This window comes from Paraburkholderia sp. BL17N1, assembly GCF_003634175.1.
GTDB lineage: Bacteria > Pseudomonadota > Gammaproteobacteria > Burkholderiales > Burkholderiaceae > Paraburkholderia.
Genome location: NZ_RBIW01000001.1, coordinates 19,175 through 35,159, shown reverse-complemented (window position 1 = coordinate 35,159; position 15,985 = coordinate 19,175). Strand labels below are relative to the sequence as shown.

Annotated in this window: 10 protein-coding genes, 2 tRNA genes and 3 rRNA genes; 9 read left to right on the top strand and 6 right to left on the bottom strand. The window is 58.9% G+C overall.

The genetic code is table 11. The features are described 5' to 3' along the window. Window positions 1–71 precede the first annotated feature (71 nt). A complete protein-coding gene (locus B0G82_RS00150) occupies window positions 72–719 on the top strand; it encodes a glutathione S-transferase (protein ID WP_116142436.1) in 648 nt (215 codons plus the stop codon). Window positions 720–825: 106 nt separating this feature from the next. Here B0G82_RS00150 and B0G82_RS00145 read toward each other — a convergent pair whose 3' ends face one another. Together B0G82_RS00145 and B0G82_RS00140 are read right to left on the bottom strand one after the other, a co-directional pair. After that, window positions 826–1,998, bottom strand: a complete 1,173-nt coding sequence (locus tag B0G82_RS00145; RefSeq protein WP_106280409.1) for a pyridoxal phosphate-dependent aminotransferase — start codon at window positions 1,996–1,998, stop codon at window positions 826–828. Window positions 1,999–2,140: 142 nt separating this feature from the next. Beyond that, window positions 2,141–2,638: a putative toxin-antitoxin system toxin component, PIN family gene (locus tag B0G82_RS00140; RefSeq protein WP_116142435.1), complete on the bottom strand. Its 498-nt coding sequence runs from the start codon at window positions 2,636–2,638 to the stop codon at window positions 2,141–2,143. A 57-nt stretch (window positions 2,639–2,695) separates the two neighbouring features. Here B0G82_RS00140 and yaaA point away from each other — a divergent pair, with 57 nt between their 5' ends. Both yaaA and B0G82_RS00130 read left to right on the top strand, forming a co-directional pair. Further along, window positions 2,696–3,478, top strand: a complete 783-nt coding sequence (gene yaaA / locus B0G82_RS00135) for a peroxide stress protein YaaA (RefSeq protein WP_116142434.1) — start codon at window positions 2,696–2,698, stop codon at window positions 3,476–3,478. 33 nt (window positions 3,479–3,511) lie between these two features. Then, window positions 3,512–4,666 carry a M14-type cytosolic carboxypeptidase gene (locus tag B0G82_RS00130; protein ID WP_121306309.1) on the top strand — a complete coding sequence of 385 codons (1,155 nt, stop codon included), beginning with the start codon at window positions 3,512–3,514 and terminating at the stop codon, window positions 4,664–4,666. Between the two features lie 110 nt (window positions 4,667–4,776). Here B0G82_RS00130 and B0G82_RS00125 read toward each other — a convergent pair whose 3' ends face one another. The 4 genes from B0G82_RS00125 to B0G82_RS00110 all read right to left on the bottom strand — a co-directional run bounded on the left by B0G82_RS00125 (window position 4,777) and on the right by B0G82_RS00110 (window position 8,717). Continuing rightward, the gene (locus B0G82_RS00125) at window positions 4,777–5,433 is read right to left on the bottom strand and encodes a hypothetical protein (RefSeq protein WP_121306308.1); all 657 of its coding nucleotides are present in this window, start codon (window positions 5,431–5,433) and stop codon (window positions 4,777–4,779) included. 168 nt (window positions 5,434–5,601) lie between these two features. Then, complete coding sequence (locus B0G82_RS00120) at window positions 5,602–6,276, bottom strand: energy-coupling factor ABC transporter permease (RefSeq protein ID WP_116142431.1); 675 nt, start codon at window positions 6,274–6,276, stop codon at window positions 5,602–5,604. A gap of 112 nt (window positions 6,277–6,388) precedes the next feature. Further along, window positions 6,389–7,267, bottom strand: a complete 879-nt coding sequence (locus tag B0G82_RS00115) for a response regulator transcription factor (protein WP_121306307.1) — start codon at window positions 7,265–7,267, stop codon at window positions 6,389–6,391. Between the two features lie 235 nt (window positions 7,268–7,502). Beyond that, complete coding sequence (locus tag B0G82_RS00110) at window positions 7,503–8,717, bottom strand: DUF2863 family protein (RefSeq protein ID WP_106280423.1); 1,215 nt, start codon at window positions 8,715–8,717, stop codon at window positions 7,503–7,505. Between the two features lie 269 nt (window positions 8,718–8,986). Here B0G82_RS00110 and B0G82_RS00105 point away from each other — a divergent pair, with 269 nt between their 5' ends. The 6 genes from B0G82_RS00105 (at window position 8,987) to rrf (ending at window position 15,930) form a co-directional block, all read left to right on the top strand. Then, a complete protein-coding gene (locus B0G82_RS00105) occupies window positions 8,987–10,102 on the top strand; it encodes an AI-2E family transporter (RefSeq protein ID WP_116142429.1) in 1,116 nt (371 codons plus the stop codon). A 488-nt stretch (window positions 10,103–10,590) separates the two neighbouring features. Beyond that, window positions 10,591–12,121 (top strand): 16S ribosomal RNA (locus tag B0G82_RS00100). Window positions 12,122–12,202: 81 nt separating this feature from the next. After that, window positions 12,203–12,279, top strand: a tRNA-Ile gene (locus B0G82_RS00095). A gap of 53 nt (window positions 12,280–12,332) precedes the next feature. Continuing rightward, window positions 12,333–12,408: transfer RNA gene (locus B0G82_RS00090), tRNA-Ala, on the top strand. 318 nt (window positions 12,409–12,726) lie between these two features. Beyond that, window positions 12,727–15,609 (top strand): 23S ribosomal RNA (locus tag B0G82_RS00085). A gap of 207 nt (window positions 15,610–15,816) precedes the next feature. Further along, window positions 15,817–15,930, top strand: a 5S ribosomal RNA gene (gene rrf / locus B0G82_RS00080). The 16S, 23S and 5S rRNA genes sit together here with 2 tRNA genes alongside, the layout of an rRNA operon. The last annotated feature ends 55 nt before the right edge of the window (window positions 15,931–15,985 follow it).

Genomic DNA, 15,985 nt, shown 5'->3' with positions numbered 1-15,985 from the left:
ATGATTGATCGAAGGCCGCTGTTGTGACGTCGATGAGCGGTCGCAGACAACTCAAGGGAAGGAGACACCCAATGATCAAGCTGTGCGGTTTCGCGCTGTCTAACTACTACAACAAAGTGAAGTTCGTGCTGCTCGAACACGACATTCCTTTTGAAGAAGTGTCCGTAAAGCCGAGCCAGGACGAGGCCATGCTCGAGCATTCGCCGCTCGGCAAAGTGCCTTATCTGCAGACTGAAGACGGTGATCTGAGTGAATCGCAATGCATTGTCGAGTATCTGGCCGCGCGCTTTCCCGACAAGGCGATTTTCTCCGCCGACCCATGGGAAGCGGCCAAGGAGCGCGAACTGATCATGTTCGTCGACGTGCATCTCGAACTGACGGTGCGCAATCTCTACAAGGAAGCATTCTTTGGCGGCACCGTGACCGAGGCGACCAAAGGGCGTGTCGAGAAACTGCTCAGGCATCACATTGCCGGCTTCAAACGGATCGCGAAGTTCGGGCCGTATCTGAGAGGCGAGCGTTTCAGCGTCGCGGATACGGCCGGTTATGTGAGTTTGCCGCTGGTGGGCATGGCGACGCAGACCATCTACGGCAGCGATTTTCTGCTCGACGCTGGGATCGACTGGAAGAGCTATATGAAAGCGATCAACGTGAGACCTGCCGCGCAGCGTGTGACCGAGGACCGCAAGGCGTATGTCGCGGCGTCGCGCCCGGTTTGACGGGCGCGGCCCGGAACCAGGCGAACCGGGGCGTGCCGCGCACGCCCGGGCCGCTACGCGCGATGGCGAGGAACGTTGGTTCGTTCTCAGCATCGCGCGGGACATGCTAGAGGCGCGCCAGCCGCTCGAGCGCGGTGGCCAGCGTGCTTTCCTGCTTGGCAAAGCAGAAACGCACCACGCCCGATTCATGGGCCTCGTGATAGAAGGCCGAGACCGGAATGGCCGCGACGCCGATCTCGCCGGTCAGCCATTGCGCGAATTCGGCTTCGGGCAAGTCGCTGATCGCCGAATAGTCGACGCACTGAAAGTACGTGCCCGTGCACGGCAACAGTTTGAAGCGTGAGTTCGCGAGGCCGGCGCGGAAGAAGTCGCGCTTCTTCTGATAAAACGCGGGCAGGCCGAGATATGGCGCGGGGTCGTTCATGTAATCGGCGAGGCCGATCTGCATTGGCGTGTTGACCGTGAACACGTTGAACTGGTGCACCTTGCGGAACTCGGCGGTGAGCGCGGCGGGCGCGGCCACGTAGCCGACCTTCCAGCCCGTTACGTGATACGTCTTGCCGAAGCTCGACACCACGAAACTGCGTTGCGCAAGTTCGGGATAGCGCGCCACGCTCTCGTGCGGCGCGCCGTCGTAGACCATGTGCTCATACACTTCGTCGGACAGGATCAGCACGTTGGTGCCGCGCACGATCTCTTCGAGCTTGCGCATGTCTTCCGCGCGCCACACCGTGCCGGTCGGATTGTGCGGCGTGTTGATCAGCAGCAGCCGTGTTTTCGGCGTGATCGCGGCGGCGAGCTTGTCGAACGGGATCGCGTAGTCGGGGGCGTCGAGCGTGACGAACACCGGCTTGCCGCCAGCCAGTTCGATGGACGGCAGGTAGCTGTCGTAGGTCGGCTCGACCACGATCACCTCGTCGCCCGGGTGGACCGTGCAGAGAATGGCGGTCAGCAACGCTTGCGTCGCGCCCGCTGTCACGGTGATCTCGGTGGTGGCGTTGTAGCGGCGGCCGTACAGCTTTTCGATCTTGTCCGAGATCGCCTGACGCAGCGGCGCGACGCCGGCCATGGGCGGGTACTGGTTGTGGCCGTCGCGCATGGCATTTGCTACCGCATCGACGATGCGCGGATCGCAGTTGAAATCGGGAAAGCCCTGGCCCAGATTGACCGCGCCTTTTTCGGCCGCGAGCGCGCTCATCACGGTGAAAATCGTCGTGCCGACGTCCGGCAGGCGAGACGGAAACGTGGGACTCGAAGGCGTGTCGTGCGGTGCATTCATGGCGCTGTCCGGAGCGTGGGCAAATGGGTTAGACAAAGGCGTCGGTTGAAACGGGCGAAGCCTGATTGTAGGGAATCGCGGCGCGCTGTGCGCACCATGGAACTCACGTTAGCCGTCTGGCCAGGGCCATGCGGCTGGCGGGTCATGCGGTTAAAGGCTCGCCGGCCGCGTTCAGCGACATGCCGATGGCGGCGACGAACGGCGCCGGTTGGGCGATCTGAAACCCGAAGTCGCGTGCAATCCGCTTGGCCAGCTTCAACACGGCGCGATCCTTCGAAACCAGCCAGTCGGCCTGCGCGGCGTGCGCAAGCTCTAGAAACTTCTGGTCGTCGCGGTCTTTGCATTTGGGCAAGGGCCTTGCATCTTCCGCTTGCGCTTCGGGTTCGACCAACTGCGCGAGCCGTGAAACGACCGCCAGCGCCACGGCCTTGTCCACATTCCGATGCACGAATTGCGGATAGTCGAGCACGTAGGTAAGTTCGGCGAGGCAGCGTGCGTCGATCAGCGCGATCAGCGCGCCGCTTTCGAGCGCGGCCGCGATCGGCCGCGTGTGCGGGTCGTCGAACACGAGAATGTCGATCCACACGTTGGAATCGAGGACGACGCGCAAAGCGTCGGGTGAGGCATGGGAACCGGGCATTCGTTACAATCTGGCTTTCGTCTTTGACCGCCAGGCACGGCGTGCCTGCAAGCCTCTATGATAATCGTTCTGTCGCCGGCGAAATCGCTCGACTACGAAACCCCGCCTCACGTCAAAAAGCACACGATCCCCGATTTTGTCGACGACGCGGCCGAATTGATTGGCGGATTGCGTCGTTTGTCGCCGCAGCAGATCGCCTCCCTGATGGACATTTCGGATCAACTCGCGCACCTCAATTTCCAGCGTTACGCGGAGTGGTCGCCCAAGTTCGGCACGCACAACGCCAAGCAGGCGGTACTGGCGTTCAACGGCGACGTGTACGAGGGCTTCAATGCGAAGACGCTCTCGTCGGCGGATCTGGACTATGCGCAGAATCACGTGCGCGTGCTGTCCGGCCTGTACGGTTTGCTGCGGCCGCTTGATCTGCTGCAGCCGTACCGGCTCGAGATGGGTACGCGTTTCGCCAACCCGCGCGGCAAGGATCTGTACGCGTTCTGGGGCGAGCGGATTACGCAGGCGTTGAATGCGCAACTGAAGAAGAATGCCGTGGCGTCGCGAGTGCTGGTGAACTGCGCATCGGGCGAATACTTCAAGTCGGTCAAGCCGAAGCTGCTTGAAGCGCCGATCATCACGCCCGTTTTCGAAGACTGGAAGGGCGGCCGCTACAAGATCATCAGCTTCCATGCAAAGCGCGCGCGCGGCCTGATGGCGCGCTATGCCGTGGAGAATCGCCTCGACCGGCCTGAGCAACTGAAGGACTTCGACGCCGACGGCTACGCGTTCGACGCCGAAGCCTCGAACGATTCCACTTACGTATTCCGCCGTCGCGTTGCTGAATAAGCGTCGCCGCGCGGACAAGCAGGGAAGAACATCATGACGTTATCGATTACAAGCAACTTCGACGCGGGTGCGATCGAAGTGCTCTCCTGCGAAGAAGCAGGCAACATCCGCTTGCGCGTGCGGCCGGACAGCCATGCCGAGTTCGCGCAATGGTTTTATTTCCGCTTGTCGGGCGCGGCGGGCCAACGCTGCGTGATGACTTTCGAGAATGCGGCAGCGTGTGCCTTTGCCGAAGGCTGGCGCGACTATCAGGCGGTGGCGAGCTATGACCGCGTGAACTGGTTTCGCGTGCCTAGCTCGTACGACGGCCGCGTGCTGACGATCGATCACACGCCGGATTTCGACCGTATTTACTACGCGTACTTCGAGCCGTACAGCGAAGAGCGCCACGCGGAGTTTCTCGGCGCGGTGCAGCAGATGCCGCAGGCCACGCTCACCGAGTTGGGCACGACCGTCGAAGGGCGGCCCATGTCGCTGCTTACGCTCGGTACGCCGCAAACCGGCGACACGCCCAAGAAGAAGATCTGGCTGATCGCGCGCCAGCATCCGGGCGAAACGATGGCCGAATGGTTTATCGAGGGTCTCGTGAAGCGGCTGGCGGGTTGGGGCGATTGGGCGGGCGACCCGGTCGCGCGCAAGCTCTATGATCACGCGGTCTTTTACATTGTGCCGAACATGAATCCGGACGGCAGCGTGCACGGCAATCTGCGCACGAATGCGGCGGGCGCGAATCTGAATCGCGAGTGGATGGCGCCGGATACCGCGCGCAGCCCCGAGGTGCTGGTGGTGCGCGACGCGATTCACGCCACTGGTTGTGATCTGTTCTTCGATATCCATGGCGACGAGGCGCTGCCTTACGTTTTCGTTGCCGGCTCCGAAATGCTGCCGGGCTTCACCGAACGGCAAGGGCAGGAGCAGAAGGCGTTCATCGAAGCGTTCAAGCAGGCGAGTCCTGATTTTCAGGACAAGTATGGCTACGCCGCGAGTAAGTATCGCGAGGACGCACTGAAGCTGGCGTCGAAGTATATCGGCAACGAATTCGGCTGCCTGTCGCTGACTTTGGAGATGCCGTTCAAGGACAACGCCAATCTGCCCGACGAACGAGTGGGCTGGAACGGCGAGCGCAGCGCCGCGCTCGGCGCTGCAATGCTGCAGGCGATCTTGCGGCACGTGGAAACATTTGCCTGAACGTCGCTGTACATAAAACGAGGCACACACTTCACAGTGTGGGCCTCGTTTTCATTGGGGCGCGTGGTTGATCTGCCGCACTGGCAGGCGGATGCCGCCAGCGTGACCCGTTAATGAGTTTTCTTCTTCGCCACGGCCTTCTTCGAAGCTGCTTTGTTCGAGCTCGCTTTCGACGATTTGCCCGAGCTTGGCTTGGACGACTTGGTGGTGGCTTTCTTCGTTGTCTTGCCGCTCGCCGAGTGCTTGCCTTTGGCGCTCTTGTGCTTGCCCGACGATGCACGCGACCCTGACGGTTCCGAACTGCGCGCGCGGGCCGGCTGCACCGGATCGTTCCAGCTGAACGCGAGCATCTGCGCGCCGACGTAGCCGCAGCGGAACTTGAGATCCGCGGGATCGCCGCTGCCGCTCTGGCGGATGCCGAGCCCTTCGACGGTGACGATATTGTCTACCTTGACGCGCTGCTTGCCCTCGTCGAACGAATCGTTCCACGGCGTGACCGACGCATGCGCGCTGTCGAACGAACTAGGAGGAAATTCGACGTGGTCGAAGGCGGTCGACGTGCTGGCGACAAAGTTGCCATGGGCCGCGCAGTCCGCAACGAGCGGGTCCGCGTGGAGGTCATTGACAAATTTGTTGACGAGATCGTTGTGCTGTTCGAGTTGATCGGCGAATGCGGGAGCAGAGCATATGAGCGAGAGACTCGCCGCACATGTTGCCAACCGGCCGACCAGCCGCAGCAATCGGCGCGGTACGTTGGTGCGATCCATCTAGTTAGTTAGACGCTAATGAGACATGAGGCACGTAAGATGCCCGGCAAGAGGGTGGAGTTCAATCCTGACACAAATATTTTCCTGTTGGGAGTGTGTGGACCCGGGCGGCTCGACGAAGCCGAGTCGCTGTTCGCCGTCAATATGCGTTCGGTGCCCGCGCGAGTGTCAGGTGCGTGGTCCGCCCAGTCGGTATCTCCGCACATCATAGGTGGTGACCCACGCCGGACGGTAGACCGAGATCAACGCCGTGGACATGCCAGTGAACCACGATTCCCCGATGGCAAGCAGGAACACGCTGAATGCGTAGCCGGCGGGCACCACGGCCATCGAACCGTCGGCGAGTGCGATATGAATGCCGAGGGCGGCGGCCGCCGTGAGCGACACGGCGATGGCAGGCGAAACAAAGCCCTGGCCGAGAATGAACATGAAGAGATTGCGTGGCAGCCACGCGATGCTGATGCGCTGGAGCAAAGTGGAAATGCCGACCGGCAGTGCACCGTACACGAGGAACGTGAGTGCGATGCCCTGCCATGGCGCATCGAAGACGACGGCGGCAAGACCCGTGACCACCGCCATGGCGATCAGCGCCAACGCCCAGTCGAACAACGTGACGACTAGCGTGGCGCCGAGCAGATGCATGACCGTGCCGTCGTCGAGCCACGCATTACTTGCCCACAGCACCGACACTGCGACGATGATCGCAAGCCAGACATGCTGCAGTGTGCCGTCCTGAAGTCGTTTGAAAGGATTTTTCCACAGCGCGAGCGCGACCACTATCGCAGTGGCGATCCAGCCACCGACAGCGACCCAGAACGGAAGCGGTGTGTAGAGGAAACCCATGAGTCTCATATTACTCGTTGGACGAGAAAAGGTGTGAGCGGATTCCATGCCAGCAGGCGCAAACGCTGTCGGAAAGTGCTCGCCCGGATTCCATTGCGCGCGCCGGCCGCGTTCATCCAGGGCCTGGTGCGAGCGGGTCCAGTGCGGGCCCGACGCACGGCGCGTCTCCATACGGTGCACCTGGTTCTGCCGCCATGGGCAACAATGCAGCGGTGTCGTTAGCCGGCAACGGATACTGGAAGCGCCGCCGCGCGCGACGCCGTAGCGGCACCACGCCGGGCTGGCCCATGATCGGGCGCACCGGGCCGTCGCCGCCATTGCGCAGCACCTGCAAATGATTCGACAGCCAGCCGTTATAGAGCGCGACCGCGGCCGCGCGATTGGGCGCACCGAGCTGCTGGAATATGCTGGTCAGATGGATCTTGACTGTGCCTTCGCTGATGCCGAGCGTGCGCGCGATCATCTTATTGGTGCTCCCCATATGGACGCAGCGCATGATCTGCTGCTGACGGGGCGACAGTACGTTGGCCAGTCTGGCGCGACGCGGCGGTGGGCTCTTTTCGTCGAACGGCCGGATGGTGATGTCCGGTGGCAGCGGAGGATCGAGCGCCAGCGCGCCAGGTGGCACGTAGTGACCGCCCAGCAGCACCATTTCGAACGCGCGCACGATCAAGCAGGGATCGGTGTCGCGCGGCACGACGCCGAGCACGCCTTCGTCCATGAGATCTCGCACGGCGGTCGGCGAGATCTGGTCGGACAGCACGGCAATGCGCAGATCGGGGTAATGGCTGAGCAGATGGCGAATGTCGGCGATCGACATCCAGTCCTGCCAATCGACCAGCAGGAGGTCGGGCCGCTGACGCTTGAGCGTGCGTTCGACCTGACGCCAGTCTTGTGCTTCGTTGAAACGCGCCAGGCGGTCGATTTGCCGCAGCAGTGCTTTGAGCCCGTCACGTCGTTCCGCGTCTGAGTTGAGTATCGAGAATCGCATGCATGTCTCCAGATGAGTCGGGCGAAGTGGCGCGATGCGTGCGCACGGCGCGTGAGAGCCGGATGCGTTCGCGATGCGTCGCCATGCCTATGATGACAAATTCCCTTCTGTTTGACGGCCTGTCCAAAAGGCATAAGAGGAATGACGTAAAACCGGGCGAGCACAAAAAAGCCCCGCGCGCGGCGGGGCTTTTTAATGTCGACTCCGACACGCAAAAATGCGCCGGCGAAGAGGGTCAATGGAAGTGCGGCTGCGCGGGTTCCGCGTCCTCCGGCATTTCGGCGTGGACGATTTCGCCGAGCGGATCGGCATACAGCGGTACGCCGCAATCGTCGCAATATTCCGGCTCGAAGCGGCCGGCGTGGCGGCGCACTTCGGTCACCCCGGTTTCCTTGAGCAACGCGACGATCTCTTCGAGCGGGTCGTCCGAAGCGGCGGTTTCCTGCGGTTCTTCGTCGATGCCGGGTTCGCCGTTCTCACGGCCGTACAGCGGCCACACGACGCCGTAGATCACGTCATTGCTGCCGCGGCGCGTGAAGCCGACGCGGTATTCGTCGATGCGGCGCTCGCCGAAGCCTGCGACAACGGCGCGCAACTCCTGCGGCGCCGCGCCGATCGTGTCGAACAGATAGCGCACGGCAGTGCGCACCGTGTGAGGACGCACGCGTTCGTCGGCGTCGCGGCAGGCCGAGTAATAGGCGTCCGGCAGCAGGCATTCGAATTCGCAGCCCGGCAACACCAGCGACAGATTGGCGCCGCCTTGCGTAGCCCATTGTTCAAGGCACTGCCCGCGTTCGATCCGGTTGCCGTGCTCTTCTTCCTGCCAGCGGAATGTCGGTTCGCCGACCGGCGCCGCGACCACGGCCAGCAGGAAGCGCGGGTCGGCCAGTATCGGCGAGGTTTCCGGCAACTCGCCGAAATTCAGTTTGACGTTGCCGCCAGCCATGGCTGCCTGCGCGAGTTGCTGGGCGATGCGCCAGGTTTCGACATGATGACGCGGCAATTGATCGATGCTGTACAGGAACGGCGCAAGGGCGACCCGCGTGTTGGTCGCGAGCACGTGCGCTTGCAGATGTGCGCGCAGGGCGTCGGCGGCGTCGGCCTTGAGCGGGCCGGACGGGATCATGTAGCGCGTCCATGCGAGCACCGGCGCGGCGATCAGCAGCGCCTCGTAAGGCACGCCTTCATGTTCGACGATGAACGACTCGCTATGGGTTTCCGCCATATCGGCGAGCGCCCCGTAGGCATCGGGATGATTTTGCTGCAGATGGTCGAGCGCGGCATCCAGCGTAGTCTGGTTGGCGTTGCGAACGATTTTGGCCAGCAGCGCATCGAGTTTCGCTTCCCAGAAGCGGTCCTCGGTGCGGCTGCCCGACGCGAAAAGCGCGAGCGAGAGACCGACAAGCTTGTCGGCATCGGGGGGGAGACGTTTGGCGATTCGCGAGCGCATAAATCCGGAAATTGGGGTGCACAGAACCTTATATTCTAGTCTTTTCTATGCCGCCATATTGTTTGGCCGGCAATGCCGGATGAATTAAGACGTTTCTACACTAAAAATCAGAGCTGCCGAGCGGACCTAGAGGGGCCTTTGCATGACGAACTGACCTGATGATATAAGACGCCCCGGGCGCATGACTCGCTCCTATACTGACCCTTTCAGGGCGCTCGATAAACCTACGTCCGCTCGTCACTGGAGCTTGGCGCAACAGGAGATTCATCGTGAAATCGGACCAACTGATCGAACGTCTTGCCGCGGTTTTCGCGCTGATTATTCTGGTAGGCGGCTCGCTGCTGGTGCTGGCGCCCTTTACGACCGCGCTGCTGTGGGGCGCGATTCTCAGCTATAGCTCGTGGGGCTTGTACCGGCGGCTGACCGCTGCTCTGGGCGGCCGTCGCAAAGGGGCCGCCACGTTGATCGTGTTGATCATTCTGGTTGTGGTGCTTGGCCCGTTTGTGTACGCGGGCTTTGCCTTTGGGGCGCACGTGCACGAGATCGTCGCGCTGGTGCAGCGGCTCTTCGAGGCCGGCTTGCCTGATTTGCCACCGTGGGTTGCCCGGATTCCGCTGGTGGGTTCTAACATCGAGGCATTCTGGGAGCGGCTCACAAGTAGCAATTCGGAACTGATCGCGCAATTGCGTACGCTCGCGGCGCCCGCCGGCAAGTGGATTCTGGCGGCCGCGATTGCTATTACGCACGGTCTCGGGCTGCTGGCGTTGAGCATCGTGCTGGCTTTCTTTTTCTACACAGGGGGGGAGGGCGCGGCCGCCTGGCTGACTGCGGGCATGCGGCGTATTGCCGGCGAGCGCGCCGATTATCTGTTGGCACTCGCCGGCAGCACGGTGAAAGGCGTTGTCTACGGAATTCTCGGTACGGCGCTCGTGCAAGGTATTCTGGCTGGTTTTGGATGCTGGATCGCCGGTGTGCCGGCGCCGGCGTTGCTCGGGTTGGCCACATTCTTCCTGTCGGTGATACCGGGCGGCCCGGTTGTCGTCTGGTTGCCCGCGGCAATCTGGCTGTACCACGGCGGCGCGACTGGGTGGGCGATCTTTTTGGTGGTGTGGGGCGTGCTGGCCGTCGGCATGTCCGACAATGTCATCAAGCCGATCCTGATCGGCAAGAATAGCGACATGCCTCTGATTCTGGTGATGCTAGGTATCTTGGGCGGTGCATTTGCTTTTGGATTCCTTGGGGTTTTCATCGGACCGACTTTGCTGGCGGTCGCGTATACCGTGCTTCACGACTGGACGATCGGCGCGCCCGCTGCGCGCGCCTCGACGCCCGACGTAAAGGCGCTCGTTGTCGATGAGTCAGGCGCCGTAAAAAAGGCGCCCTGAATAAATTCCAGATAACGCTTGCAAGGCGGAGTCCGGCTCGCTAGAATCTCGCTCTTTCGTGCTTCGGACAACGGAGCGCGGGAGGCGGGAGAGCCAGCAGTGGCAAGGCTTTCGGCGAAGCGGGCAGGTTCAGAAAGTTAGAAAAACCTGTTGACGGCGTAGCGGAAATTCTTCATAATCTCGTTTCTCTGCTGCTGATGCAGCGACGCAGAACGAAGTGGTGCCGGGTGGTTGTGATGTTGACGACTGGCGGTGCGGGTTCGGTAGTGAATGCGTAATCGATCTTTAAAAATTAACAGCCGATAAGTGTGGGCGCTTGATGCGCGACGCGCCGGCGGGTCCTTCGGGATCTGCCGGAAGAAGCGAAAGTATCAAGTCTCACACAGTAATGAAAGGAAGGTTTTTCCATTGAAAGATGGAGAGATCATTCGTCAGTACGTTGAGTGAGCGACCGGTTCTTAACTGAACCGAAAAACAGTAACAGGTTTGAACTGAAGAGTTTGATCCTGGCTCAGATTGAACGCTGGCGGCATGCCTTACACATGCAAGTCGAACGGCAGCACGGGAGCAATCCTGGTGGCGAGTGGCGAACGGGTGAGTAATACATCGGAACGTGTCCTGTAGTGGGGGATAGCCCGGCGAAAGCCGGATTAATACCGCATACGATCTGTGGATGAAAGCGGGGGATCTTAGGACCTCGCGCTACAGGGGCGGCCGATGGCAGATTAGCTAGTTGGTGGGGTAAAGGCCTACCAAGGCGACGATCTGTAGCTGGTCTGAGAGGACGACCAGCCACACTGGGACTGAGACACGGCCCAGACTCCTACGGGAGGCAGCAGTGGGGAATTTTGGACAATGGGCGCAAGCCTGATCCAGCAATGCCGCGTGTGTGAAGAAGGCCTTCGGGTTGTAAAGCACTTTTGTCCGGAAAGAAAACCTCCGCCCTAATACGGTGGGGGGATGACGGTACCGGAAGAATAAGCACCGGCTAACTACGTGCCAGCAGCCGCGGTAATACGTAGGGTGCAAGCGTTAATCGGAATTACTGGGCGTAAAGCGTGCGCAGGCGGTCCGCTAAGACAGATGTGAAATCCCCGGGCTTAACCTGGGAACTGCATTTGTGACTGGCGGGCTAGAGTATGGCAGAGGGGGGTAGAATTCCACGTGTAGCAGTGAAATGCGTAGAGATGTGGAGGAATACCGATGGCGAAGGCAGCCCCCTGGGCCAATACTGACGCTCATGCACGAAAGCGTGGGGAGCAAACAGGATTAGATACCCTGGTAGTCCACGCCCTAAACGATGTCAACTAGTTGTCGGGTCTTCATTGACTTGGTAACGTAGCTAACGCGTGAAGTTGACCGCCTGGGGAGTACGGTCGCAAGATTAAAACTCAAAGGAATTGACGGGGACCCGCACAAGCGGTGGATGATGTGGATTAATTCGATGCAACGCGAAAAACCTTACCTACCCTTGACATGTATGGAATCCTGCTGAGAGGTGGGAGTGCCCGAAAGGGAGCCATAACACAGGTGCTGCATGGCTGTCGTCAGCTCGTGTCGTGAGATGTTGGGTTAAGTCCCGCAACGAGCGCAACCCTTGTCCCTAGTTGCTACGCAAGAGCACTCTAGGGAGACTGCCGGTGACAAACCGGAGGAAGGTGGGGATGACGTCAAGTCCTCATGGCCCTTATGGGTAGGGCTTCACACGTCATACAATGGTCGGAACAGAGGGTCGCCAACCCGCGAGGGGGAGCCAATCCCAGAAAACCGATCGTAGTCCGGATCGCACTCTGCAACTCGAGTGCGTGAAGCTGGAATCGCTAGTAATCGCGGATCAGCATGCCGCGGTGAATACGTTCCCGGGTCTTGTACACACCGCCCGTCACACCATGGGAGTGGGTTTTACCAGAAGTGGCTAGTCTAACCGCAAGGAGGACGGTCACCACGGTAGGATTCATGACTGGGGTGAAGTCGTAACAAGGTAGCCGTATCGGAAGGTGCGGCTGGATCACCTCCTTTCTCGAGCTAAACGCGTCAGTTGTGTAAAAGCAATGCGTTGAGCGCTCACGCTTATCGGCTGTGAAATCAGGACAGACTCAGGGGTCTGTAGCTCAGTCGGTTAGAGCACCGTCTTGATAAGGCGGGGGTCGATGGTTCGAATCCATCCAGACCCACCAAAGTCTTGTCTGGTGTGCTGATCGTCTGAAACCTCTGGGGTAGCTGTATGACTGGGGGATTAGCTCAGCTGGGAGAGCACCTGCTTTGCAAGCAGGGGGTCGTCGGTTCGATCCCGTCATCCTCCACCAATCCTCAATGCGTAGCGTTCTGTGCAGGAAGCAGAGCGTTGTGCATTGGCGATTGAGCCAGTCAGAGTGATATGAAGCAGAGCTTTATATCGGCTGTCGTTCTTTAACAATCAGGAAGAAGTAGTAAAGAGATTCACGAAAGCATACTTAGAGATGGGTGTGCGAGTAGGTGAATCAGGGTTGTGATTGTATCAATGTATGAAAAGAGAGATCGGAAGATCGCTTTTGGAATACGGCGCAACACGAATACTCAACCTGTAGCGAGTGTGGCAGACACGGTCTTCCCAGCGAAGGGCGTGCGAGACACACCCGTTATAGGGTCAAGCGAACAAGTGCATGTGGTGGATGCCTTGGCGATCACAGGCGATGAAGGACGCGGTAGCCTGCGAAAAGCGGTGGGGAGCTGGCAAACGAGCTTTGATCCACCGATATCCGAATGGGGAAACCCGGCCCGTATGGGTCATCCGTAGCTGAATACATAGGCTACGTGAAGCGAACGCGGTGAACTGAAACATCTAAGTAACCGCAGGAAAAGAAATCAACCGAGATTCCCAGAGTAGTGGCGAGCGAAATGGGACCAGCCTGTACTCTTTATCTTCATTGTTAGTCGAAGGCTCTGGAAAGTGCCGCCATAGCAGGTGATAGCCCTGTAGACGAAAACAGCGAGGAAGAACTAGGTGTACGACAAGTAGGGCGGGACACGTGAAATCCTGTCTGAAGATGGGGGGACCATCCTCCAAGGCTAAATACTCGTGATCGACCGATAGTGAACCAGTACCGTGAGGGAAAGGCGAAAAGAACCCCGGGAGGGGAGTGAAACAGATCCTGAAACCGCATGCATACAAACAGTCGGAGCCTTTGAAAGAGGGTGACGGCGTACCTTTTGTATAATGGGTCAGCGACTTACATTCAGTGGCAAGCTTAACCGATTAGGGCAGGCGTAGCGAAAGCGAGTCCGAACAGGGCGATTCAGTCGCTGGGTGTAGACCCGAAACCAGGTGATCTATCCATGGCCAGGATGAAGGTGCGGTAACACGTACTGGAGGTCCGAACCCACTAACGTTGAAAAGTTAGGGGATGAGCTGTGGATAGGGGTGAAAGGCTAAACAAACCTGGAAATAGCTGGTTCTCTCCGAAAACTATTTAGGTAGTGCCTCGTGTATCACCTTCGGGGGTAGAGCACTGTCATGGTTGTGGGGTCCATTGCGGATTACTACGCCATAGCAAACTCCGAATACCGAAGAGTGCAATCACGGGAGACAGACATCGGGTGCTAACGTCCGGTGTCAAGAGGGAAACAACCCAGACCGCCAGCTAAGGTCCCCAAATATTGCTAAGTGGGAAACGAAGTGGGAAGGCTAAAACAGTCAGGAGGTTGGCTTAGAAGCAGCCATCCTTTAAAGAAAGCGTAATAGCTCACTGATCGAGTCGTCCTGCGCGGAAGATGTAACGGGGCTAAGCAATATACCGAAGCTGCGGATGCACATTTATGTGCATGGTAGGAGAGCGTTCCGTAAGCCTGCGAAGGTGCACTGGAAAGTGTGCTGGAGGTATCGGAAGTGCGAATGCTGACATGAGTAGCGATAAAGGGGGTGAAAAGCCCCCTCGCCGTAAGCCCAAGGTTTCCTACGCAACGTTCATCGGCGTAGGGTGAGTCGGCCCCTAAGGCGAGGCAGAAATGCGTAGCTGATGGGAAGCAGGTTAATATTCCTGCACCATTGTTAAATGCGATGGGGGGACGGATCGCGGAAGGTTGTCCGGGTGTTGGAAGTCCCGGTCCTTGCATTGGAGAAGGCGCTTAGGCAAATCCGGGCGCAGGATTCAAGGGTGCGAGGCCATTCACTTCGGTGAAGAAGCAATCGGAAGTGGTTCCAAGAAAAGCCTCTAAGCTTCAGTTTGACAGTGACCGTACCGCAAACCGACACAGGTGGGCGAGATGAGTATTCTAAGGCGCTTGAGAGAACTCGGGAGAAGGAACTCGGCAAATTGGTACCGTAACTTCGGGATAAGGTACGCCCCTGTAGCCTGATGCGCCTGCGCGCAGAGGGTGAAGGGGTTGCAATAAACTGGTGGCTGCGACTGTTTAATAAAAACACAGCACTCTGCAAACACGAAAGTGGACGTATAGGGTGTGACGCCTGCCCGGTGCCGGAAGATTAAATGATGGGGTGCAAGCTCTTGATTGAAGTCCCGGTAAACGGCGGCCGTAACTATAACGGTCCTAAGGTAGCGAAATTCCTTGTCGGGTAAGTTCCGACCTGCACGAATGGCGTAACGATGGCCACACTGTCTCCTCCCGAGACTCAGCGAAGTTGAAGTGTTTGTGATGATGCAATCTCCCCGCGGCTAGACGGAAAGACCCCATGAACCTTTACTGTAGCTTTGCATTGGACTTTGAACCGGTCTGTGTAGGATAGGTGGGAGGCTTTGAAGCGTGGACGCCAGTCTGCGTGGAGCCGCCCTTGAAATACCACCCTGGTTTGTTTGAGGTTCTAACCTTGGTCCGTAATCCGGATCGGGGACAGTGCATGGTAGGCAGTTTGACTGGGGCGGTCTCCTCCCAAAGTGTAACGGAGGAGTACGAAGGTACGCTAGGTACGGTCGGAAATCGTGCTGATAGTGCAATGGCATAAGCGTGCTTAACTGCGAGACCGACAAGTCGAGCAGGTGCGAAAGCAGGTCATAGTGATCCGGTGGTTCTGTATGGAAGGGCCATCGCTCAACGGATAAAAGGTACTCTGGGGATAACAGGCTGATACCGCCCAAGAGTTCATATCGACGGCGGTGTTTGGCACCTCGATGTCGGCTCATCTCATCCTGGGGCTGTAGCCGGTCCCAAGGGTATGGCTGTTCGCCATTTAAAGAGGTACGTGAGCTGGGTTTAAAACGTCGTGAGACAGTTTGGTCCCTATCTGCCGTGGGCGCTGGATATTTGAAGGGGGCTGCTCCTAGTACGAGAGGACCGGAGTGGACGAACCTCTGGTGTACCGGTTGTCACGCCAGTGGCATCGCCGGGTAGCTATGTTCGGAAGAGATAACCGCTGAAAGCATCTAAGCGGGAAACTCGCCTTAAGATGAGATATCCCCGGGGCTTCGAGCCCCTTGAAGGGTCGTTCAAGACCAGGACGTTGATAGGTCAGGTGTGGAAGCGCAGTAATGCGTTAAGCTAACTGATACTAATTGCCCGTAAGGCTTGATCCTATAACAGGTGTGTTTCGCGATGATCGTCAGTGCTTCAGCACTGACGGGCATCCCACCCCCGAAGGGGGCAAGGACACTCAGGTTAAGTGATCGTGTTGTGCCAGAAACAACACAACCCCAACAGCTTTACCCCTGGTGAGCATCACCAGAAACTACTTCTTCCAGATTGGCTGTATTGCTCCACGAGCAGTGCAGCAACAAGTCATGCCTGATGACCATAGCGAGTCGGTCCCACCCCTTCCCATCCCGAACAGGACCGTGAAACGACTCCACGCCGATGATAGTGCGGATTACCCGTGTGAAAGTAGGTAATCGTCAGGCTCCCCAGCAGCAAACAGAAACCCCACCCCGCAAAGGTGGGGTTTCTGCGTTTAGC

Excerpts from the sequence above, each read along its gene's own strand:
- B0G82_RS00150 (WP_116142436.1), top strand. The coding sequence starts at position 72 with ATGATCAAGCTGTGCGGTTTCGCGCTGTCTAACTACTACAACAAAGTG.
- B0G82_RS00145 (WP_106280409.1), bottom strand. The coding sequence starts at position 1,998 with ATGAATGCACCGCACGACACGCCTTCGAGTCCCACGTTTCCGTCTCGC.
- B0G82_RS00140 (WP_116142435.1), bottom strand. The coding sequence starts at position 2,638 with ATGCCCGGTTCCCATGCCTCACCCGACGCTTTGCGCGTCGTCCTCGAT.
- yaaA (WP_116142434.1), top strand. The coding sequence starts at position 2,696 with ATGATAATCGTTCTGTCGCCGGCGAAATCGCTCGACTACGAAACCCCG.
- B0G82_RS00130 (WP_121306309.1), top strand. The coding sequence starts at position 3,512 with ATGACGTTATCGATTACAAGCAACTTCGACGCGGGTGCGATCGAAGTG.
- B0G82_RS00125 (WP_121306308.1), bottom strand. The coding sequence starts at position 5,433 with ATGGATCGCACCAACGTACCGCGCCGATTGCTGCGGCTGGTCGGCCGG.
- B0G82_RS00120 (WP_116142431.1), bottom strand. The coding sequence starts at position 6,276 with ATGGGTTTCCTCTACACACCGCTTCCGTTCTGGGTCGCTGTCGGTGGC.
- B0G82_RS00115 (WP_121306307.1), bottom strand. The coding sequence starts at position 7,267 with ATGCGATTCTCGATACTCAACTCAGACGCGGAACGACGTGACGGGCTC.
- B0G82_RS00110 (WP_106280423.1), bottom strand. The coding sequence starts at position 8,717 with ATGCGCTCGCGAATCGCCAAACGTCTCCCCCCCGATGCCGACAAGCTT.